General features: G+C 39.8%; 18 protein-coding genes. 12 read left to right on the top strand and 6 right to left on the bottom strand.

Going from position 1 to position 21429, the window contains the following annotated elements; genetic code table 11:
- Positions 1–165: 165 nt before the first annotated feature.
- The 5 genes from bshA to GYM62_RS14470 all read left to right on the top strand — a co-directional run bounded on the left by bshA (position 166) and on the right by GYM62_RS14470 (position 5863).
- Positions 166–1302, top strand: a complete 1137-nt coding sequence (bshA, locus tag GYM62_RS14450; RefSeq protein ID WP_144606902.1) for an N-acetyl-alpha-D-glucosaminyl L-malate synthase BshA — start codon at positions 166–168, stop codon at positions 1300–1302.
- A gap of 103 nt (positions 1303–1405) precedes the next feature.
- A complete protein-coding gene (locus tag GYM62_RS14455; RefSeq protein ID WP_219956933.1) occupies positions 1406–2029 on the top strand; it encodes a sterol desaturase family protein in 624 nt (207 codons plus the stop codon).
- Between the two features lie 43 nt (positions 2030–2072).
- Positions 2073–2903, top strand: a complete 831-nt coding sequence (locus GYM62_RS14460; RefSeq protein ID WP_219956934.1) for an NAD(P)-binding domain-containing protein — start codon at positions 2073–2075, stop codon at positions 2901–2903.
- Positions 2904–2915: 12 nt separating this feature from the next.
- Positions 2916–3707: a sterol desaturase family protein gene (locus tag GYM62_RS14465; protein ID WP_219956935.1), complete on the top strand. Its 792-nt coding sequence runs from the start codon at positions 2916–2918 to the stop codon at positions 3705–3707.
- Between the two features lie 44 nt (positions 3708–3751).
- Positions 3752–5863 (top strand): PQQ-binding-like beta-propeller repeat protein, encoded by a 2112-nt coding sequence (locus tag GYM62_RS14470; protein ID WP_219956936.1) that lies wholly within the window; start codon positions 3752–3754, stop codon positions 5861–5863.
- 2 nt (positions 5864–5865) lie between these two features.
- Here GYM62_RS14470 and GYM62_RS14475 read toward each other — a convergent pair whose 3' ends face one another.
- Positions 5866–6360: an acyl-CoA thioesterase gene (locus tag GYM62_RS14475; RefSeq protein ID WP_219956937.1), complete on the bottom strand. Its 495-nt coding sequence runs from the start codon at positions 6358–6360 to the stop codon at positions 5866–5868.
- Between the two features lie 334 nt (positions 6361–6694).
- On the opposite strand from GYM62_RS14475, the gene GYM62_RS14480 reads away from it, so the two are divergent.
- Positions 6695–9724: a hypothetical protein gene (locus tag GYM62_RS14480; protein WP_219956938.1), complete on the top strand. Its 3030-nt coding sequence runs from the start codon at positions 6695–6697 to the stop codon at positions 9722–9724.
- A 162-nt stretch (positions 9725–9886) separates the two neighbouring features.
- On the opposite strand, the gene GYM62_RS14485 is transcribed toward GYM62_RS14480, so the two are convergent.
- Both GYM62_RS14485 and GYM62_RS14490 read right to left on the bottom strand, forming a co-directional pair.
- Complete coding sequence (locus tag GYM62_RS14485) at positions 9887–10180, bottom strand: hypothetical protein (RefSeq protein ID WP_219956939.1); 294 nt, start codon at positions 10178–10180, stop codon at positions 9887–9889.
- 90 nt (positions 10181–10270) lie between these two features.
- On the bottom strand, positions 10271–12202 hold the full coding sequence (locus tag GYM62_RS14490) for a tetratricopeptide repeat protein (RefSeq protein ID WP_219956940.1): 1932 nt from the start codon (positions 12200–12202) through the stop codon (positions 10271–10273).
- A 222-nt stretch (positions 12203–12424) separates the two neighbouring features.
- Between GYM62_RS14490 and GYM62_RS14495 the strand changes: the two genes are divergently transcribed.
- Positions 12425–13570 carry an acyl-CoA dehydrogenase family protein gene (locus GYM62_RS14495; protein ID WP_219956941.1) on the top strand — a complete coding sequence of 382 codons (1146 nt, stop codon included), beginning with the start codon at positions 12425–12427 and terminating at the stop codon, positions 13568–13570.
- Between the two features lie 47 nt (positions 13571–13617).
- Here the strand turns inward: GYM62_RS14495 and GYM62_RS14500 are convergent, their stop codons facing one another.
- From GYM62_RS14500 to GYM62_RS14510, 3 genes are all read right to left on the bottom strand, one after another.
- On the bottom strand, positions 13618–14754 hold the full coding sequence (locus GYM62_RS14500; RefSeq protein WP_219956942.1) for an ATP-binding protein: 1137 nt from the start codon (positions 14752–14754) through the stop codon (positions 13618–13620).
- Between the two features lie 66 nt (positions 14755–14820).
- Positions 14821–15726 (bottom strand): site-specific tyrosine recombinase XerD, encoded by a 906-nt coding sequence (xerD, locus tag GYM62_RS14505; protein ID WP_219956943.1) that lies wholly within the window; start codon positions 15724–15726, stop codon positions 14821–14823.
- A 346-nt stretch (positions 15727–16072) separates the two neighbouring features.
- Positions 16073–16555 (bottom strand): peptide deformylase, encoded by a 483-nt coding sequence (locus tag GYM62_RS14510; protein ID WP_219956944.1) that lies wholly within the window; start codon positions 16553–16555, stop codon positions 16073–16075.
- Positions 16556–17047: 492 nt separating this feature from the next.
- Here GYM62_RS14510 and GYM62_RS14515 point away from each other — a divergent pair, with 492 nt between their 5' ends.
- The 5 genes from GYM62_RS14515 (at position 17048) to GYM62_RS14535 (ending at position 21421) form a co-directional block, all read left to right on the top strand.
- Entirely contained in the window at positions 17048–18241 is a 1194-nt protein-coding gene (locus GYM62_RS14515) for a 6-bladed beta-propeller (protein WP_219956945.1), read from the top strand.
- Between the two features lie 34 nt (positions 18242–18275).
- Positions 18276–18524 (top strand): hypothetical protein, encoded by a 249-nt coding sequence (locus GYM62_RS14520; RefSeq protein WP_219956946.1) that lies wholly within the window; start codon positions 18276–18278, stop codon positions 18522–18524.
- A gap of 220 nt (positions 18525–18744) precedes the next feature.
- Positions 18745–18951 carry a hypothetical protein gene (locus GYM62_RS14525; protein WP_144606938.1) on the top strand — a complete coding sequence of 69 codons (207 nt, stop codon included), beginning with the start codon at positions 18745–18747 and terminating at the stop codon, positions 18949–18951.
- 55 nt (positions 18952–19006) lie between these two features.
- Positions 19007–20203, top strand: a complete 1197-nt coding sequence (locus GYM62_RS14530) for a 6-bladed beta-propeller (RefSeq protein ID WP_144606940.1) — start codon at positions 19007–19009, stop codon at positions 20201–20203.
- Between the two features lie 96 nt (positions 20204–20299).
- On the top strand, positions 20300–21421 hold the full coding sequence (locus tag GYM62_RS14535) for a DUF4221 family protein (protein WP_219956947.1): 1122 nt from the start codon (positions 20300–20302) through the stop codon (positions 21419–21421).
- Positions 21422–21429 lie beyond the last annotated feature (8 nt).

Below are 21429 nucleotides of genomic sequence, written 5' to 3' on the forward strand. Positions count from 1 at the left end.
GATAAAAGTGATTTTTGATCCTAAAAAACTGAAAACCAAGTATTCAATGCTCCTGATAAAATTAAGAATTCGTCGGCTTTTGGATTATTTCTTTTTAATTTGAACAAAAGTAATCCTTAAGCGTGTTTAAAGGCAGATTAGCCAAAAAGGCACCTAGAAAAAAATATGAAAATTGGCATTGTATGTTACCCTACCTTTGGGGGTAGTGGTGTAGTAGCCACAGAATTGGGAAAAGGGCTGGCAAAAGCTGGGCATGAGATTCACTTTATCACCTATCGTCAACCAACCCGCCTGGATTTTTTTAGCGAAAATCTATTCTATCACGAAGTAGATATCAAAAGCTATCCGCTTTTTGAGCATGCTCCATATGAACTTGCTTTGGCTAGTAAAATGGTTTCGGTGGTCAAATATGAAAACTTAGATCTATTGCATGTGCATTATGCAATTCCACATGCGTCTGCAGCCTACATGGCCAAGCAGATCTTGAAGGAAGAGGGAATCAGAATTCCAGTAGTCACAACCTTACATGGAACAGATATTACCTTGGTTGGAAAAGATCCAAGCTATGAACCAGTGGTTACTTTTTCCATCAATCAATCCGATGGAGTTACAGCAGTTTCTGAGGATTTGAAAAAAGAAACTTACAGCCATTTTGCTGTCAATCGAGAAATTGAGGTCATTCCAAATTTTATTGACCTAGATCGATTCAAAAAACAGAAGAAAGAGCATTTCAAACTAGCTATATGCCCGCAAGGTGAAAAGCTACTGGTACATACCTCCAATTTTAGAAAGGTGAAACGAGTAGAAGACGTAATTCGGGTATTCTATGAAGTACGCAAGGAAATTCCGGCAAAGCTTCTTTTGGTAGGAGATGGTCCTGAACGGGATAAAATGGAAAGACTCTGCAGGGAATTAGGGACTTGTGATGATATTCGCTTCTTAGGCAAACTAGAGGCTGTAGAAGAAGTACTTTCTGTAGCAGATTTATTTTTAATGCCTTCAGAAAAAGAGTCATTTGGTTTGGCAGCCTTAGAGGCCATGGCTTGTGAGGTGCCTATCTTGACATCCAATGCTGGCGGTATCCCGGAGCTAAACATTGACGGCGTTACGGGGTTTGTTTCAAATGTTGGAGATATACAGGATATGAAGAAAAAAGCCTTGCAAATTCTGGATGAAAAGAATTTACCTCAGTTTAAAGCTAATGCTTTAGCCAGGGCAAAGGAGTTTGACATATCCCAAATTCTTCCACTTTACGTAAAATATTATCAAAAAACCATAGAGGCCTCCTTAGCAAAAGTCTAATTTTTCTCCTGATTATGACGAAAATCAATGTATATTAAGGAAGTTCTGGGTTACTTTTGCACCAAGATTGCAGCCAACTATTAAGAATATAACAAGTAAAGAAATGAAAAAGATTGGAAGACTGGACAGACCCGACAATTTCGGTTCGGCTCGTATGTTCGAAAACCCGATTTTGGAGAGGATCTCTCGTACTCACATTATGATCCCAATTACCATGTTTGTGGTGTTTTCTGCTGTATCTTTTTACTATGCGCTGGAAACATCCATTTATGTGGGGACAGGCCTATTGGTGATGCTGATTGGATACATTGTCTTTACATTCGTGGAGTACATGATGCATAAGCATTTCTTTCATATGGAACCAGACACTCCAATGAAGGATAAATTGCAGTATTCAGTCCATGGAGTACATCATGATTACCCGAAAGACAAGGACAGATTGGCGATGCCTCCTTTTGTGAGCGCTGCATATGCTGCCATCTTTTATCTGGTATTTAAATTAATTATGGGTGATTTTGCCTACTACTTTCTTCCTGGTTTCCTTTTGGGCTATGCCAGTTATTTGGGTGTACACTACATAGTGCATGCTTTCAATCCTCCCAAAAACTTCTTGAAGATCTTGTGGGTGAATCATGCTATCCATCATTATAAGGATCCGGATTCAGCTTTTGGAGTGAGTACACCACTATGGGATATCTTGCTGGGAACCATGCCGAAAAAAGACTAAACTCAAACCTCCTGATTTCGGGAGGTTTTTTTAATATCAGTTCATGAATAAAATTTCAATTATAGGACTCGGATGGCTGGGACTTCCTTTGGCAAAAAACCTTCAGGAAAAAGGATATGAAGTAATCGGTAGTACTACCACCGGAGAAAAAGTGAAAAAACTTGAGGCAGAGGGAATCACATCAGTTCAGTTTTCTTTGGAACCTTATCCCAAAGGCCTGGGCTTTCAGAAACTTTTTGAGGCCGAAATTCTAGTTATTACCATACCTCCACGCTCACGAACTCAATCCGGGGAACGGTATCTAGAAGAACTCAAATTTTTAAAAAGCATGCTACAAAATACTTCTGTCAAAAAACTTGTATTTGTGAGCAGCACAGGAATATATCCAGAGAAAAATCAGGCCGAAAAATATACCGAAGAATTTGAAATGGATCTCTCCATCACAGGAAATAAAACTTTGTGGAAGGCAGAGCAGCTGATGAATCAGGATAAAAGCTACGAATTGACCATTGTCCGTTTTGGTGGCTTGATGGGCGAAGAGCGAGTTCCAGGTAAATATTTTGCCGGAAAAGAAAATGTAGAAGGACATAGCAGAGTAAACTATATCCATCAAGATGATGCCGTTGGAATTATTACTTGGATCATTGAAAAAAATCTATGGAATGAAACCTTCAATGGGGTTGCACCAATTCACCCCTTGAAAAAGGAAGTCATTGAAAAGAGTGCTCTAGACACCGGTTTAGCTCCTCCCAAAAGTTTTCAAAGCTCCGCAGAAGGAGAGAACCGATTAATTTCATCCGAAAAAATAATTCAAACGGGGTATTCTTTTACCTATGCTAACCCCTTAGACTTCAGCTATAATCTCAAAAAGTAAGTATCTTTCTTTATGGATTGGGCAGAATTTGGACAGCGTTGGATACGGGTAGCTGAACTGACTACTTCCCGCTACTTTATCATAGCAGGAGGATCCTTTTTGATTTTTTATTTTTTGCTCAAAAACACCCTTTTCTCAAGAAGGATGCAATCGAAATTTCCTCATAGGAAAGATTATTTCAGAGACATTAGTTTCTCACTCGTAACCATATTGATCTTCGCCACAATGGCAGCTTTGGTCTTTGTGGTTCTCAGGCCTTATACTAATTTTTTTCAACCCTATGATTTGTATGGAAAGGCTTATTACTTTCTGACATTTCCTCTCATGCTATTGGTTCATGATGCATATTTTTACGCTATCCATAGACTGATGCATCACCCCAAATTGTTTCGATTAGTTCATCGTGTTCATCATTTCTCTACGAATCCATCACCTTGGACTTCCTATGCTTTTCATCCTTTGGAGGCTTTTCTAGAAGCAGGTATTATTCCTCTGATTGCATTTACACTTCCCGTACACCCTTCCGCCTTAGGTTTATTTCTTTTGTTTCAGTTTTGCTACAATGTTTATGGCCATTTGGGTTTTGAGCTTTTTCCTAAAAATTTCCAAAAATCCCTGATTGGGAAATGGATCAATACAGGCACTGCTCACAATCAACATCATGAACATTTCCATGGGAATTATGGCCTTTATACCCTGATTTGGGATAGACTTTTTGGAACGTTGAGAAAAGATTATGAGCAAAAATATGAGCAAGTCACCGGGTCACATCGATTGAAAGCCCAGCCTCAGAAAAGGGTTTGAATCATTCGAGAAAACCCCGATATTCTAGCTTGTTATTTACTCTTATGAGACACAAACTAGCTGCAATCTTTCTACTTACTTGGTGCTTTTCTTGCCAAACTGCTGAGGAACAAACCGACTATACAAACTGGGCCCATTACGGAGGCCCTGCTGATGCTTCCCGCTATTCTTCTTTAGCCCAGATAACTAAGGAAAATGTCTCCCAACTTGAGGTGGCCTGGGTTTATCATACTGAGGATGCAGGTGAAAGATCCCAGATCCAATGTCAGCCCATTGTCATCAATGGAATTTTATACGGAACCACTCCCAAATTAAATGTCTTCGCCTTGGATGCAGCTACAGGCCAAGAAATTTGGAGATTTGATCCTTTTACGGTTTTGGGAGGAGAAAACTCCTGGGCAGGCACCAACCGTGGTGTATCATATTGGGAAAAAGGAGACGATAAAAGAATTCTTTTCGGTGCAGGAAATTGGTTGATGGCAGTGGATGCTTTGACTGGCATGCCTAAGCTAGACTTTGGAGATGAAGGGAAAGTTGATCTTAGAAAAGGACTGGATACTGAGCGAGAAGATTTTTTGATCGTGGCCAATGCTCCGGGGGTGATTTATGGGGATTTGATCATTTTAGGAATGCGCCTTTCAGAGGGACTTGATGCTGCACCGGGTCATATCAGGGCATACAACGTTCAGACAGGAAAGCAAGAATGGATTTTTCACACCATCCCACATCAGGGTGAATATGGATATGAAACTTGGGATTCCGATTACATCTCCCAAATTGGGGGCGCTAATAATTGGGCAGGGATGTCAGTGGATTATCAGCGGGGAATTGTGTTTGTACCAACAGGTTCTGCCACTTATGATTTTTGGGGTGGATTTAGAAAAGGAGACAACCTATTCTCCAACTCCCTAATAGCCCTCGATGCATCTACAGGAAAAAGACTCTGGCACTTTCAGGGAGTTCATCATGACATTTGGGATAGAGATTTCCCAGCCAACCCCAACCTAATTCGCATCCAAAAAGATGGAAAATGGATTGATGCAGTAGCTCAAATTTCCAAGCAGGGCTACACCTATGTTTTTGAAAGAGAAAATGGAGAGCCTGTTTGGCCAATTTCAGAGCAGCCTGTCACCCAATCTATTCTCCCCGGTGAATTCTCCTCTCCCACTCAGCCCATTCCGCAATTACCCAAACCATTTATGAAAATGGTTTTTGAAGAGCAGGATATATTAAGTCTTCGACCGGAATGGGAACAAGATATTCGAGCACAATTAAGCAATACATTGTATGGTGACACTTGGCTCCCCCCTCACCCTGAAAAACCAATTGTGCTCTTCCCTGGAATGGATGGAGGAGCTGAATGGGGTGGTGCGGCTTTCGACCCGGAGACACAAATTCTTTATGTGAATGCCAATCAAATTCCATGGATTATTGAAATGACTCCCAACTCCGGTTTCGAAAACGTCGGTAAAAACCTTTACACCACTTATTGCGGGAATTGCCATGGACTGGACTTAAAGGGAAACCTTCCCAGCATTCCTGGATTGGTAGATCTGAAAAATAAATATAGTACGGATTCCTTGTCAAAACTTCTGCAGAAAGGCCGGGGAGCAATGCCTGCATTTCAACATATTTCTGCAGAAAACAGAAAATTAATAGTGGACTTCCTTTTGGGTCAAGAAACCCAAAGTGATAAAAAGGAGCTAGAATCTCAAAAAGCCAATTTAGAACCCCAATATTATATGAAAGGCTATAAAAAGCTCCTTACAAAGGAAGGACTCTATGGTTCCAATCCTCCTTGGGGATTACTTACAGCAATAGACATGAATAGCGGGCAGCACAAATGGCAGGTCACTTTGGGAGAAATTGACTCATTGAGCGCTCAGGGGTTTGCTCCTACCGGCACCGAAAATTACGGTGGCCCAGTAGTGACTGCCGGAGGACTGCTTTTTATTGCAGCGACTAAAGATGAGAAAATCAGGGCTTTTGATAAGGAAAATGGCAAGGTCCTCTGGGAGGCAAAACTTCCTGCCTCGGGTCATGCAACTCCAGCTATTTATGAAAAAAACGGAAAGCAGTTCCTAGTCATAGCCTGTGGAGGAGGAAAAGGAACCAAGAGTGGTGATGCCTATGTGGCTTTTGCTTTACCTGACTGAGCCTATTCGTTGAAAAAAGGCTTCATCTCATTGTGAATGTTTTCACGAAGTTCTTTGAGTCGCACTGCATACTCAGCCAATTTAACTTCTTGCTCAGACTGAGGAATCCAAGACTTCACGGGCTTGGGATTTCCGTTTTCATCAACCGCCACAAAGATGATGATGCAGTGCGTTTTCTTTTCAAATACTTTATCAGAAAAATCTCTTGAATACACCTCCACCATGATATGGATACTGGTTTTGCCGGTATAAATCACCGCCGCATCCACTTTGATCACTTCTCCAATATTGATGGGCTTATAAAAACGAATACCGCCCACATATACAGTCACGCAATAACTTTCAGCCCAGGTTCTCGCACAGGTATAAGCAGCTTGATCGATCCATTTCATCACCACTCCACCATGCACCTTCCCTCCATAATTGATGTCTGAAGGTTCACTGATGAATTGAAAAGAAGTCTTATGTAAGTTGGGGAGTTCGGCTATATTTTTCATCTGTTTATAATTTATCTTTCAAAGGTCATATGGCATGCCCTACCCCGATTTATCGGGGCATCCCCCTCCCTATCCGCCGCGGCGGACGGGACAAGTTGTGTGAGATTTTTCCTCATGGGCATTTCATATGAAAGAATAGTTTTAGTGAATTTGATTATCGAACGAGATACAAAAATTTAGGTTCAAACTAATCAAGGCCAAGGCTTAAGATACAGGTTTTCTGCAGGAAAGTATAAATTCTGGAAAAAAGGGGTTTCATCCAGACCCGTTCCCATAAAATTCTTGTTATTTCAGCCAATTTCCCTATACCTTGAGAGATTGAAACTTGACAACTATGCTAAAAAAATCAATTCTAAGCATATTCCTTTTTTCACTTTCCATGTGGACAGTGGCTCAGGATATCCAACAAATATTGAATTCTTACCAATTTAGAAATGTAGGCCCTCTTCGGGGAGGAAGAGTCACAGCTGTAGCAGGAGTGGCTTCAAAGCCTTCGGTATTTTACATGGGCGCTACTGGTGGCGGGGTTTGGAGAACAGATGATTATGGAATTAACTGGGAAAACATCTCTGACGGTTATTTCCCTACTCCTTCTATTGGAGCGATTGCGGTCTATCAGGCAAAACCAGAAATCATTTATGTGGGAACTGGCTCGGATGGACTTAGATCCAATGTGATTGTAGGAAAAGGGGTTTATAAATCTACAGATGAAGGAAAAACCTGGTCATTCATTGGGCTCAAAAATGCAGGACAAATCGGAGCAGTGGAGATTCATCCACAAAATCCGGATATTGTTTATGTAGCTGCAATCGGCCAGCCCTTTGGAAAGAATCCCGAACGAGGAGTATTCAAAACGCTAGATGGAGGAAAGAACTGGGAAAAGGTATTTTACCATTCAGACAGTGTGGGCGTATCAGATTTGGAACTTGCTCCAGATGATCCAAACACCATCTATGCTGGAGCTTGGAGAGGGGAAAGAAAACCCTGGACTATCACATCAGGCTCCTCAGAAGGTGGCGTTTACAAATCTACCGACGGAGGAAAAACTTGGAACAAACTAAAAAACGGACTTCCTACTGGATTGACTGGGAAAATTGACTTCGCTGTTTCCCCAGCTGATCCAAATGTGGTTTATGCCAACATTGAAGCTTCAGATAATCAAGGAGGACTGTATCGATCAGAAAATAGAGGCGAGAGCTGGACTTTTGTTTCAGATAATCCAAATCTGACTAACAGACCCTTTTATTACACGAATATTTACGCCAATCCAAAGGATGCCAATACGGTTTACAATAACTCCCTAAGATTTTTGAGCTCTTTTGACGGAGGTAAAACCTGGAAATCTCTTTCAACTCCTCATGGTGACAATCACGATATCTGGATCAATCCTAACGATACTACCATTTGGATTCAGGCCAATGATGGAGGTGCAAATATCACCCAAAATGGTGGCAAGAGTTGGTCAACCCAGTTCAATCAGCCAACCGCAGAACTCTATCAGGTGGAAGTGGATGATCAGTACCCTTATTGGTTATATGCGGGACAACAGGATAATTACAGCACGATCGCTGTTCCAAGCAGACCACCATTAAGTGTTCAAGCAGGAAGTAATTCTTACATCATCAATACAGGTGGGTGTGAAACTGGTCCAGCCGTACCCAAGCCTGGAAATCACAACATTGTTTATTCTAATTGTAAGGGGAGGTTTGGCGTATTTGATAAGAGAACTGGCCAGGAGTTACAATACTATGTAGGGGCAAGCAATATTTATGGCCACAACCCGAAAGATCTTAAGTTTCGCTTTCAGCGAGTGGCTCCTATACATGTCTCTCCTCATAATCCAGATGTAGTTTATCACACTTCTCAATATGTACACAAGACTACTGATGACGGCAAAACTTGGGAAATCATTTCTCCTGACTTGACCGCATTTGAATCCGACAAGCAGGTGGTACCGGGCTCTCCTATCACCCGTGATGTCACAGGTGAAGAATATTACAGCACCATCTATGCGATTCGTGAGTCACCAATCCAGGAAGGCCTGATTTGGGTGGGAGCCAATGACGGACCTGTACATGTCACAAGAGATGGAGGAAAAACTTGGAAAAATGTCACTCCAAATATGCCTCCAGGTGGCAGAGTGGATGCAGTAGAGCCATCTCCACATAACCCAGCCAAAGCTTATGTAGCAGTGCTGAGATATCAGCTGGACGACTATGCTCCATACATTTACAAAACAGAGGATTATGGACAAACCTGGACTTTAATTTCTGATGGAAAAAATGGTATTCCAGCAGATTACCCTACACGGGTAGTTCGGGAAGATCCGGATAAAAAAGGAGTCTTGTACGCCGGAACTGAATTTGGGCTATTTATCTCATTTGATGATGGAAAAAAATGGCATGCCTTCGAAAGCAATTTGCCTGTCACACCTATCACTGACATTAAGGTTCATCAAGGTGATTTGGTGATGTCGACTATGGGTAGAGGTTTCTGGATATTGGATAATTTGATCAGCCTCCGAAACGTGACGGAAATCGGCAGTAGGAAAGTTGTATTATTTGAAACTCGTCCTGCTGTCAGAAATCAACTTTCAGGTAGAAGGGAAACCAACGGTCCAGAGTACCCAAGCTCGGGCGCTGAATTGGATTTTTTCCTAGCAGATAAAATCCAAGAGCTAAGACTGGAAATTTTGGATAAAAACAAAAAACTGGTTCGTGCTTTTGAGCCAACTATAAAAAAGGATTCTGTCGATACGGAAAGAAATATGAGCACTGAGTTTTCCAACCCTCCGGCTTCTCCTACCCTACCCAATCAAGCGGGGATGAATCATTTCAAGTGGAATATGAGGCATTCTGGAGGTTGGGACAAGGATCCCAAAAGAGCTTATACCGGTAATGGACCTTTAGTGGCTACAGGCACTTACATAGCCAGATTAAAAGCTGGAGACGAGATCTTTGAGCAAGAGTTTGAAGTAATACTGGACCCGAGAACCACCTTAGTTTCTGAAGAGGATGTGGCAGAACAGGAAAAACTTACTTTGGAAATTCAGGCTTTCAGAGATGAAATTGCCCAATTGATTGATGCCATGGACCAAAAAAAGAAGCAGCTTGAAACTCAAATCTCTCAAGAAAAAGGCAATCGGCAGATCGAGATTCAAAAATCAAAGCTTCAGGAACTTTACAATCAAGTTGTCACTGAAGATGGCACCTACATGCAGCCTATGCTGAGAGATCAAGCCTCTTATCTTTATTCCATGCTGGGAAGCGCAGACCAGAAACCTGGAAAGGATGCTTATGATAGATTAGAGGAGTTGAAAAAACAGTTCCAAGAGGTAAAAAGTCAATTTGAATCCCTCAAGTAAAATTTCAAACAGGCTGTCTCAAAAGTGAAGTTTGTCACATTGAGGGTCCCGACAATTGTAGGGGATCGAAATGTGCCCCAGATTGATAAAAATGGCCATTGAACCTACTCAATCTGATATACAAGCTATTTATGAGACAGCCTCATTTTTTCAATAAAATTACTATCCGCTATTTTTTCCCTCACTTTTCTTTAAAGCTTCCAGCTGGAAGCGGATGAGGGTCAGCTTTTCCAAAGTCTTTTGTCGGAGTTCTTTCAAAGCGATATTCCCAAGGCCCAATTCCAAGGAACGCTCAATTTCTTTGTATACTAGATATTCTAAATCTTTGAGTCGTTTTTCCTGTAATTTTTCTTGCTGAAGATATTCGCGGAATAATAAATAATGAAGGAGAATCAAGCCTAAAAAAACACCCAGAAAAAGAATATATAAAGGATCAGTCGGCTTGGATAAAAACATTTTGCGAAACGATAAAAGGTTTTGGATTGGCTAAAAGTACCAGTATCGCTTTAGCTCTGAAATACGACAAATCGCCTATTTATAGAGGACTCAAGAAACTTCGGTCAGCTTTATTTTTGTACCAGACCCGAGAGAAGTATTGATTTCTAGGACTGCTCCCAATTCCTCTGCTCTTTTTCGGAGATTATATAAACCATTTCCTGCAATGACTTTTTCAAGATCAAAACCCTTTCCATTATCTGAGACTTGAAGAGAAATCCCACCTTTATTCTTTTCCAACACTATTTTCACCTCACTGGCCTCGGAGTGTTTGATTGAATTTTGGATAGACTCCTGAATGATCCTGAGAATTTGAATGCTTTGAGAAGAAGGCATGGTATTTTCCAATGGGAAACTCTGGCCAATGTGAAACTCCATGCTTATTCCTGAAGACTCCACAGCTTTTTGAGTATAAGCCTGAATCCGATTACACAACTCCTGCCAGCTTATTTCCCCCGAGTTCATCGCCCAAATAGTATCTCTTAATTCAGTAATAATTTGACGGGTAAAATTTGAAATCTGATCGAATCTATGGGTTAATTGTTCCTGAATTGGTTGGTAAAATTTCAGATTCTCTATTGCCGAAATGATAAAAGTCAATTGTGCACCTATGTTATCGTGCAGATCTCTGGAAATTAACTCCCTTTGTTCCTGCAATTTATTTTGGGTTTCAATTTTAGCCAAAGCAGCTTGTAATTTGGACTCTTGCTGTAATTGCTGATTTTTTAACCGCTGTTGCTTATATAACAAATATCCCACTACCACCAAGACCAATGCTAAAGCAAGCGAACCAAAAAGGAGTAAATTCTTTTTATTGATTTCCAATTCTTGCGCTGCAATTTGACTATCCTTGAGGGCGGTCTGATATTTTGTTTCAAGTTCAGCAGTAGTCTCTCTGGATTCTTTTTCGTACTTATTTCGAAGAGTTTCTTGATACAAATTGGAATAATACCGAGAGCTATCCGGCAATCCTAAAGAGGCATAAAGTGGGACCAGCTCCAAATAGGGAACTAATACGTCCTCATCAGCTCCTTGGGAAACAAATTTATTGGCAGAGGATAGTAACCATTTTTTCGCCTCCGAATATCTCCCTTGCTCCTTTAGTGCCACTCCTAAGCTCATTTCTAGTACCGCCTCTTCGTATTGAGCATTTACTTCTTTCGCAATCTCAATACCTTCCCGGGAGATTTTTTCCAATAATTGCATATCCCCTTTTTCCTGAAGAAAGACCGAGTAGCTTCTATAGGCCATCGCCATGTTCAATAAATCACCCGTCTCTTCACCAATCTTGATAGCGTTTTGAAAGTAAGGTTCTGCTTCATCGAACTTTTTCAAGTATTTATAAACCGTGCCCAGATTAATGTAGCTCCCGATCAAGCCCCTTGTATCGCCTAATTCTTCACGAATGGTTGCAGCCTCAAGGTATACTTTAAGCGCTTTTTCATAATCCGGAAGGCCTTGATAAATAACTCCCAAATTATTTTTGATGGTGGCTACATGAAGTGGGGAATTGAATTTCTCAAAAATGGGAAGTGCTTTCAAAAAATAGAGGATTGCTGAATCAGACTCGTATTTTCGTTGATATATAAATCCAAGGGCATTATAAACTTTTGCCAGACCCAGTGAATCACTGATCTCTTGCCGAATAGTCAATGCCTTTTGGTACCAGTCCCTAGCTGAGTTCAAATCCCCTTTTTGAAGTAATCCACTCCCCAAATCCGTGTAGGCTTGAGCGATAACTGAGGGATTACCACTGCTTTCGGCGAGTTCAACTGAGCGTTTTCCATAGAAAATAGATGAGTCTAGGTTGATAGCGGCATACTGCCATGCTAATTCACCGTAGGCATTTGCCAATTCCTCTTTTTCAGAAATGGATTTTGTTTTCAATTTGAGACTGTCAATTATCTGTCTGGGATTCTGAGCCCATACGGAACTGACTAGAGAAGAGAATAAAAAACCAATCAAAAAAGCATTTTTACCCATAATCGCGCCTTTTAAAATTTATTATCCTAGCCTTTTGAAAAATTTACTGGATGCATTGTCCAAAATCTAAAAAAAATATTTGGAATAGCTGAACAGGAATTACAAAAAAAGGAGGAAAATGCATGCAAACTCCTTATCTTCTACTGATTTACGTGATTTGCTAGAACCAAACTAATTCTGAATCTTAGGGTTAGAATTACAGAGATAAACCCAAAATTTTCCATGTTAAATTTCACAATGAATGAAGATCAGCGTATGATCGCTGATATGATCCGTGACTTCGGAGCAAAAGAAATCACTCCTTTTCGCAAAGAGTGGGATGACCAGCAACATTTCCCCATAGAACTTTTTAAAAAACTGGGGGAATTGGGATTAATGGGCGTATTGGTTCCTACTGAATACGGCGGATCCGGATTTACTTATTTCGAATATGTAACTGCCATTGCAGAGCTTTCCAAATTGGACCCCTCTGTTGGGTTATCCATGGCTGCTCACAACTCCCTATGCACAGGACACATTATGCAGTTTGGGAATGAAGAACAGAAAAAGAAATATCTCCCAAAATTGGCTACCTGCGAGTGGTTAGGTGCTTGGGGTTTGACTGAACCTAATACCGGTTCAGATGCCGGAAATATGCGAACTGTCGCCAAAAAAGAAGGGGAATATTACATCATTAATGGGGCTAAAAACTTTATAACACATGGCGTTTCTGGAGACGTTGCGGTAGTAATTGCAAGAACAGGCGAGGTCGGTGACTCTCATGGGATGACAGCTTTTGTGGTAGAAAAAGGAACACCAGGATTTCGTGGAGGTCGAAAAGAAGACAAACTCGGAATGAGAGCTTCCGAGACTGCCGAAATGATTTTTGAAGATTGTAAAGTGCATGAAAGTCAGATTTTAGGTGAAGTAGGCGAAGGTTTTATCCAGTCCATGAAGATTCTGGACGGAGGTAGAATTTCCATTGCAGCTTTATCTTTAGGCATCGCTCAGGGAGCGCTTGAGGCTTCTATCCAATACTCCCAAGAAAGACAGCAATTCAATCAGCCTATCAGTAGATTCCAGGGCATTTCTTTTAAACTAGCCGATATGGCTACGCAGGTAGAAGCCGCCAGCTTATTGACTTTCAAAGCAGCTGATTTAAAAAACAGAGGTGAAAAAGTGACATTAGCCGGAGCTCAGGCTAAATATTATGCTTCTGAGGTGGCCGTATCCGTATCCAATGAGGCGGTTCAGATTTTCGGAGGCTATGGATTTACCAAGGATTATCCGGTAGAAAAATATTACCGAGACTCCAAGCTTTGCACCATCGGTGAAGGAACATCAGAAATCCAGAAATTGGTGATTTCGAGAGAGGTGTTGAAGAAGTAAATTGACTTTCTAGCCTTCCCAAAGTTTGAAACTTTGGGAAGGTTTTTTTAATACCGATATTCTGTAAGCCAATCCATAAAGTTTTCTCGGTGAATCACTTGGACCGGTGCGGTTTTATAATTCTCTATAAAAGCTTTAGGGGTTCGCACTTTGGCCTTCGGGTTCCACTTGAATTCAAATGGATATAATTGACCGTCAATCTCTTCTATGTAGTCTATTTCTCCTCCTCGAGCTAATCTCCAAAAATAGTTCTTCCCATAAAAGCCATTATAGCTGAGCAGCTTCACCCTCTCACTGATTAGGAAGTTTTCCCAAATAGGGCCTATATCCTGACGATTCCCTAAGGCTGAAAAATTCCCAATCACAGAATTTCGAATTCCATTATCAATAAAATAGACTTTCCGACTACTACTAATTTCAGATCTTAAGTTTCTGGAAAATGGCTGTAGCCGAAAGACGATGAAAGCCTTTTCCAATAAGTCAAGATAATTTGAAACTGTATTTTTATCTGCCTGTACGGTCCTCCCTAGCTCATTCATACTTACTTCAGAGCCCATTTGCCATGCTAGGGCCTGAAGAATTTTATGGAGTAATTCCGGCTTTCGAATCCCATGAAAATTTAATAAGTCTTTATAGAGAAAGCTTGAAGCTAAATTCTTTAAAATTTCTACTTCATTTCCAGAATTCGTGACTACCTCAGGATAGGCCCCAAAAACAAGGTGCTTTTCCAGGGCCGAAATCATATGAGGAAATCCAAAAGCTTGGATAAGCTCCGCCCAACTGAAAGGGAAAAGCTGAAACTCCCACTTTCGACCAGTCAAAGGTTCATGGATTTGATTAGCTAATTCAAGAGACGAAGAGCCTGTTACAATTAAGTTCAGGTCTTGAAAATTATCAATAATTAATTTGAGTGTGATTCCAATATCAGGAATCCGCTGAGCCTCATCGATCACCACTGTTTTTGAATTTGAAAGGTATGCCTTCAAAAAAGGTAAAGATGGTCTGGATAATGAAGAAATCACAGTAGGTTCGTCCGCATTGAGATATAAAAAATCTCCTTGCGTATCGGCTAACTTTTTGACCAAAGTTGTTTTTCCCACCTGCCTTGGACCCAACAGAATTGTCGCTTTACCCGAGCCAAATTTGGAGAAGAGTTTTTCAAAAATTTTTCGATCGACATGCATATTTAGTGAATATATTCACCAAATATACGTATAATAAGTGATTACGATCACCAATTATGCATTTTCCTACTTTCTCGGATGAAAATCCGTCAGTACCTGTCTTAGGTAATCTCTGTCTAAGTGGGTGTAAATTTCGGTGGTGGTGATACTTTCATGGCCCAACATTTCCTGCACTGCACGTAGGTCAGCGCCTCCCTCGATTAGATGTGTAGCGAAGGAATGCCGAAAAGTATGAGGGCTAACATTTTTTTGGATGCCCACACGTTCCACCGCTTCCTTGATGATCATAAAAACCATCACTCTACTTAGCTTTTTACCACGACGATTAAGAAATATATATTCTTCGTGACCTCTAGCTATTTCCTGATGATTCCGAACTTCTTCCTGATAAATACGGATATACTTTAAAGCTGCCTTTCCCACGGGAACCAATCGTTCCTTATTCCCTTTTCCCACTACCCGCAGGAAACCAATATCTTCAAAAACTTGACTTTTCTTCAGGCCAATTAACTCCGAAACACGCAGACCGCTGCTATACAGCAGCTCCAACATCGCTCGGTTTCTATGACCTTGTGGCTCTCCCATCGGAATACCTTCCAAGATTTCACTGATCTCTTCAAAACTCAAAGTATCAGGCAATTTTCTACCCAATCGCGGAGCTTCTAATAATTGAGCAGGATCTTCCTGAATCAGACCTTCATACATCAAAAACTTATAAAAAGCTTTGATTCCTGAAATGACTCTTGCCAGGGTAAAGTCGGATATTTCCAGTTTTCCCAAGGTGCCCACAAACTCTCGGAGCTGAACTTTAGACGCAGCTTGAGGCCCAACTCCCGGATAGTAAGACTCCATAAAATCTCCCAGCTTTTTGGCATCCCTACAATACGCTTCGATCGAGTTCTCACTGAGGGAACGCTCGATTTTGAGGTAATGATGAAACTGCTTGATGGAATTATCCCAGGATTTGGACATAATTGAAATTTTCTAATTGTCCGCAATCATGCCAGTTAACATATTTTCTTTGCTTGACCGATTGGAAGACCGATGACCGAAGACCGAAGCTTCCGGATTCTGATCCATTGAGCTAATAATTAGCCGTATTTTCCCTCTATGGGCAGAAAAGCGGAATATATTATGAGTTTTGTGAATTAGGTCAAAAATGAGGCCATATAAGAAATTAAGATAGCTACGCAGATAAAATGAAGATAGGGTAGCAAAGGCTACTCAGATAAATCTGAAGAGTTAAACCTTCCCATATCTTGCAAAGCATATCTTGGCGACCAAAGGGAGCCCTATCTGCAAGGCTATCTTTCAGATTTTACCTCCACTTAAAACTTTTCTCATCAATCGCCCGCATCGTGCAAAGTACTCCGTCGAGATGATCGTATTCATGCTGAATCAATTCTGAAATAGCACCGCCCACAGTCCAGGATTGAGCTTCCCAGTTTTCATCCAAATATTCCAGGGTCAAGCTTTGATGCCGCTCTACTTTCACAAATAGATTAGGGAAAGACATGCAATCATCCCAGAGTTCGAATTTCTCATCACTCAAATTTTTAAGAACTGGATTGATAACCACATAAGACCGGTCGAGATTGAGGTAAAACAGTCGCTTCATGATCCCCAATTGGGGAGCCGCTATTCCTCTTCCAAAGCCATATACCCGGCGGATATCCTCCATCGCGTCATGAAGCTGCTCAGTCCATTCAGCAACTTGTGGTAGTTCCGAGCGGAGTACCGGTTCACATGTCTGATACAATCGGGGATCGCCCAGTTTGAGAATGTCATGGATGGTTTTCATAACAGAAAGATATCGCAGGGAGGTTGAAGAATAATCACAAACTTAAAAATTATCAAGATGTTTTTATCAGACAACCATTTATCCCTGAATTTCTACCGCTAAAATATTTTTAAACTAAATTCATTAAATTAGTTTACCTTAATTTTGAATAATAATAATAATAATAATAATATGTTCGAAGTAGTTAGTCGATTGGCTAGCCGCTCCTTTCGGGGAGGATCTGTTTTTCTAAATTTATTTTATTATGAAAAAGTTAATTCTAGGTGTAACTGCATTGTCATTAAGCTTCTAGGCTTTCCCCATCCAACACTATGTAATGAAAACAGAAGCATGTGAAAATGGAGGAATGTATAGCGCTTGCCGAGAATTTCCAGGTGAATTTTGTCCCATAATGGAACAAACTTTCTGCGGTGAAACCCCTTTAATAGGTAATTAAACTTATCCTTTAGTCCCTCACTAATTTTGGTGGTTTTTTTTCCCTCCTGCTCTGCTATGAATAAGTATACTACAATAGTTCTATTATTAATTTTCGCAATTTCGTGCCAAAACAAATATTCTCACACAAAGCAAATTCCCTTAAAATTAGACACATCTGAAAAGGAAAAATTTTCAGATATATTTTCTGAAATCAACTATCTTCTTTTGGATATGGGTGATTCTGAGATTTTGGCTAGACCCTATCATATACTTTTTGGAGCGGATAGGATAATCGTAGAAGACCGGGACCTTTCCAACATCCACATTTTTGACTTGGCAGGCAAACGGCTTTCCTCTATCAAATCGGACTATTCCGGAGGTCCTGGCACCATCAAGCAAAGTGAATATCTCCAGCTTATGGATGACAAGGTCTTGATTTATGACATTCCTCTTTCCAAAACAGTAGTTTTTGACCTTGAAGGAAATTTCCTTGAAGAAAAAAAAGAACCCTTTTTTTTTGACGCATTTTATCATCTTAAAGAAAATAGGCTTCTATTCAATGGCATAAAAGACCTAAAGCAAGGTAAAGTATTTATTAACCAAAAAAAAAATTCTTCTGATGACACAACTTTGCTCTACCGATTCCCCAATGACTATTATTGGATGAGCGTAGGCACCAAAGATGGTTTTATGGCAGATCCATCCAGTGATAATGTATATTTTAATATCCCCTATAGCTATGAAATCGTGGAATTTGATAGAAAAGGCGACATTTATCAAAGCTTTGAATTTGATCTGGGCTCAAAAGGATTGCCGCATGATAAACGATTCAGATTGGCAGAAAACCGTGAGTTAAATAGGCATTTGGCAGAAAATAGAATGATCAATGATATTCATTCTTTCTTCCCTATGAGAAATCATTTTTTCATGTATTTATATCAACATGACCCAAATGGGAAACCCACTCACCATTTTTTAGTATTTGATAGAGGAATGAATCTACTTTATCAATGCATAGATCCAAAAAATGATCTGGATGGAATGACTCTCGGTGGGGTGCCATGGACCTATCATGATGACAAAGTTTATATTATCGTAAATTCCACTACATTTTATAACCAGTATATCCAAAAATTCTCAGGACAAAACGTAGAAATCAAACCCGGAAATGTTCATGAATTTTTTCAGAAAAATCAAGAAAAACTCAAAGATGATCAGACAGTTTTAGTTTCTCTGGAATTAAAAGAAAATATCAAATCTTCCAATTAAGCTTTTTTTTGCTGACAACCTCTTAGTTTTGAGTATGCGTAATTTAAGAAATTCTTATCTTTTTCCACTAGTGTTCGTTCTGTTGATCGCATTTGCTTGCTCGAAATCACCAAAGTCTAGCGAAATCGTCAAACTTCAAGCGAGCGGAGAATTCCTCCGCATCCCCATAGATAGTCTGACCGCCAATATCAGTACCGGCTTAGTTCGATACAAAGACTTTTTGGTCAATGTCAATTGGAATACCAATACTTTGAAGTTTTATGATTTAGATTCAAAAACCTAAAAAATTCTTATTTACAATTCACATTATACTATTAGTCAACCTATAACTAGCCACCTAAATATTAATCATTCCTTTTATCAAAAAATAAACTAATTTCGCTTTAGATTCAAATCTGATTTCTTGCATAATAATAATAATAATAATAATATGTTCGAAGTAGTTAATCGATTGGCTAACCGTTCCTTTCGGGGAGGATCTGTTTTTCTAAATTTATTTTATCATGAAAAAGTTAATTTTAGGAGTTGGGCTTTTTGTTTTTAGCTTCGGACTCTTGATTTCTAATGGAACAACAGCACAAACCATGTGTGAGGAGAACTGTGAGGAGAAACCGAAATATTATAAGATGGCACAGGTAGGCCCCAATACTTATTGTTGCGTAGAAAGTACGAATCCGATAGACACCTGTTCAGGGATTCCCTGTTCTTAGAAATAAACAGTAAACCATAAAGGAGGATAATTCCCTCCTTTAAATTATTCACTTTATGAAAAAAAGTCTTGCTCTTTTCTTAACACTTTATAGCTCTTTTTTATTGGTTAATTGTTCACCGCCAAATGAAGAAATCACAAATGAATTAGAATCAATAGAAATCCATCTTCAAGATGCCGAATCAGCCAAATTTGATTCCATTTTTACAATAGAGGAGTTGATCTCTCTAAAAAACTCAGAAGGTACTCCAATAACCAAAATCAAAAGAATCCTATCACGAGAAAATAATTATTGGATCCTTACCTCAGAAAGAATCTTGCACTTGGATTCAAATGGTAAAATTTTAAATCAGCTCTCGAGCCAAGGTCAGGGCCCAGGAGAATATCAGTCAATTGATGATATCCGGTGGAATGAAAACTCCAATCTCTTGGAGGTTCTAGATAAAAACAGCGGCAAATTGCTAAGGTTTACTACTGAAGGCGTGTTTCAAAATGAATGGAAAAACCCTTATCTCTATTTAGCAACTTCGTTTATTCCCCAAGGTGATGATTATTATATTTATGGTGGAGTTTTTTTCAATGGAGATGGAGATCGTGCAGTATTAGTCTCGGGAAAGACTGGTGAAAAAATAATAGGATTTAGCCAAATTGGCAAAGAAAGAAATTATCTCAGCGTACTCAATAATGATACATTTTATAATAAAGGAGACGAAATCGAGTTCTTTTATTCCGATAGCGATACGCTTTTTACTTTAGGTGAATCAGGAGCTAGGGCAAAGTATTTTTTTGATTTTGGAAAATTTCAAACCCCTGAGGAATTCTTTGATCGTGACTTTGAAAACATCATGGACTTCAGAAATAAAGCAGCAGAAAATGATTATGCTTCTGTTTTTTCAATCCAACCCACCAACACTCATATATTCCTTTTCGTAATTCAAGGCTCTAAATTATTTACTGCAATATTAAAAAGAAGTACCAATGAAATAAGGGTAACAGAAGGTTGGTCCAGCGACTTTGGAGGTGATTTTTCAAATTTGAGTTCCTATTTAGTCTATACCCCGGTTGGAAGTGATGATCAATTCATATATTTCTCAATTGACCCTTATGCAATTAAATCGGAAATAGATAAACTAAAAGAAAACCCAACCTTTCCCGAATTCTTGAACGAAAACCCCTTAATTAATCACATCCTTAAAAATTTTGATTCCTACGACAATCCTTACTTGCTGAAAGTTCGTATCAACAATTTTTAGGCGATAATTATATTGACATTAAAAAGATCCAAAACCTTAATTATCAATCATTTTCAGCGATAATTTCAGTTTATCTATCATTTCAACTTTTATTTCATGAGAATTTTCCTCATTCTACTTTGCTTCTGCTTGCTTGGCTGCTCCAAAAATCCAAGCGAAACCCCCGTAATAAAACTTCAAGCGAGCGGAGAAATCCTCCGTATCCCCATCGACAGTCTGACAGCCAATATCAGTACCGGATTGGTTCGATACGAAGACTATTTGGTCAATGTCAACTGGAATACCAATTCCCTGCAGTTTTATGATCTAAATTCTGAAAAACTCAGCAAAGAAATTTTTTATCAATATGAGGGTCCGCAGGGAGTAGGAAGCATTTTTGGAATTCATATCCACAGCCTTGACAGCATCTTTCTATTTACACAAATGGTACCCGTCATTACTCTGACAGATACGACGGGAATAATCAAAAACCGAATCCAATACACCAAGCCTGAAGGCCATACGAATGCCTTCGTACACAATGCCTATTTTAGAAGTACTCCCTTCCTGCAAAATGGAAAAATGCTGGTAAAAACACATGCAGAGGGAAACTACAGACAAATGACGGAAGAGCGTCTCAATAAATCCTTTCTTGCTTATCGAATTAATCTTGAAGATGGATCCCATCAATCCTCAGAACTAACCTACCCAGAAGGCTATTTAAATTCAGGCCTGAAATTTTTCGAACCCAGCCTTGTTTTCCATCCTGAATACACCGTTTATTCTCTCTTTGGCGACCATAGACTTTACAAGCAACTACGCTACGGAGGCCTAGAAACTTTCGATGGAAAAAGCCAATACTTAGATGAATCTCTCCCCTATTTTCCAATAGATGGAGAGCGCTTTGAAACCCAAAAATACCTAACCGCTTCCTCCCGCTATGAGGCGCTAGTCTACGATGAATTTCGAGAAGTGTATTATCGCTTTGCCTACCCCACCTTGGCTATTGAAAAAGAAGAAGATTTATTCGCTTTGCGGGAAAATCCAGGACCTTTTGTAATTCAGGTATTTGATGAGGATCTCAAATTGATTACCGAAACCTATTTTGAGGGAGGAATGTATTTTCCGAACAATTCCTTCATCACCGAAAAAGGACTCTACCTCTCCGCCAACAATCCCGAAAATCCGGAAGCTGAAGAGGATGCTTTTCGATTTGAGTTGATCCAATTAATAAATTGAAATCGGAC

The sequence above is a fragment of the Algoriphagus sp. NBT04N3 genome, from assembly GCF_019443765.1.
GTDB classification, from domain to species: Bacteria; Bacteroidota; Bacteroidia; order Cytophagales; family Cyclobacteriaceae; genus Algoriphagus; species Algoriphagus ornithinivorans.

What these genes read in the sequence shown, in the direction of transcription:
- GYM62_RS14520 (WP_219956946.1), top strand. Translation starts at nt 18,276, where the DNA reads ATGCGTAATTTAAGAAATTCTTATCTTTTTCCACTAGTGTTCGTTCTG.
- GYM62_RS14495 (WP_219956941.1), top strand. Translation starts at nt 12,425, where the DNA reads ATGTTAAATTTCACAATGAATGAAGATCAGCGTATGATCGCTGATATG.
- GYM62_RS14515 (WP_219956945.1), top strand. Translation starts at nt 17,048, where the DNA reads ATGAATAAGTATACTACAATAGTTCTATTATTAATTTTCGCAATTTCG.
- GYM62_RS14510 (WP_219956944.1), bottom strand. Translation starts at nt 16,555, where the DNA reads ATGAAAACCATCCATGACATTCTCAAACTGGGCGATCCCCGATTGTAT.
- GYM62_RS14470 (WP_219956936.1), top strand. Translation starts at nt 3,752, where the DNA reads ATGAGACACAAACTAGCTGCAATCTTTCTACTTACTTGGTGCTTTTCT.
- GYM62_RS14490 (WP_219956940.1), bottom strand. Translation starts at nt 12,202, where the DNA reads ATGGGTAAAAATGCTTTTTTGATTGGTTTTTTATTCTCTTCTCTAGTC.
- GYM62_RS14535 (WP_219956947.1), top strand. Translation starts at nt 20,300, where the DNA reads ATGAGAATTTTCCTCATTCTACTTTGCTTCTGCTTGCTTGGCTGCTCC.
- GYM62_RS14465 (WP_219956935.1), top strand. Translation starts at nt 2,916, where the DNA reads ATGGATTGGGCAGAATTTGGACAGCGTTGGATACGGGTAGCTGAACTG.
- GYM62_RS14525 (WP_144606938.1), top strand. Translation starts at nt 18,745, where the DNA reads ATGAAAAAGTTAATTTTAGGAGTTGGGCTTTTTGTTTTTAGCTTCGGA.
- GYM62_RS14480 (WP_219956938.1), top strand. Translation starts at nt 6,695, where the DNA reads ATGCTAAAAAAATCAATTCTAAGCATATTCCTTTTTTCACTTTCCATG.
- GYM62_RS14485 (WP_219956939.1), bottom strand. Translation starts at nt 10,180, where the DNA reads ATGTTTTTATCCAAGCCGACTGATCCTTTATATATTCTTTTTCTGGGT.
- GYM62_RS14475 (WP_219956937.1), bottom strand. Translation starts at nt 6,360, where the DNA reads ATGAAAAATATAGCCGAACTCCCCAACTTACATAAGACTTCTTTTCAA.
- GYM62_RS14455 (WP_219956933.1), top strand. Translation starts at nt 1,406, where the DNA reads ATGAAAAAGATTGGAAGACTGGACAGACCCGACAATTTCGGTTCGGCT.
- xerD (WP_219956943.1), bottom strand. Translation starts at nt 15,726, where the DNA reads ATGTCCAAATCCTGGGATAATTCCATCAAGCAGTTTCATCATTACCTC.
- GYM62_RS14530 (WP_144606940.1), top strand. Translation starts at nt 19,007, where the DNA reads ATGAAAAAAAGTCTTGCTCTTTTCTTAACACTTTATAGCTCTTTTTTA.
- GYM62_RS14500 (WP_219956942.1), bottom strand. Translation starts at nt 14,754, where the DNA reads ATGCATGTCGATCGAAAAATTTTTGAAAAACTCTTCTCCAAATTTGGC.
- bshA (WP_144606902.1), top strand. Translation starts at nt 166, where the DNA reads ATGAAAATTGGCATTGTATGTTACCCTACCTTTGGGGGTAGTGGTGTA.
- GYM62_RS14460 (WP_219956934.1), top strand. Translation starts at nt 2,073, where the DNA reads ATGAATAAAATTTCAATTATAGGACTCGGATGGCTGGGACTTCCTTTG.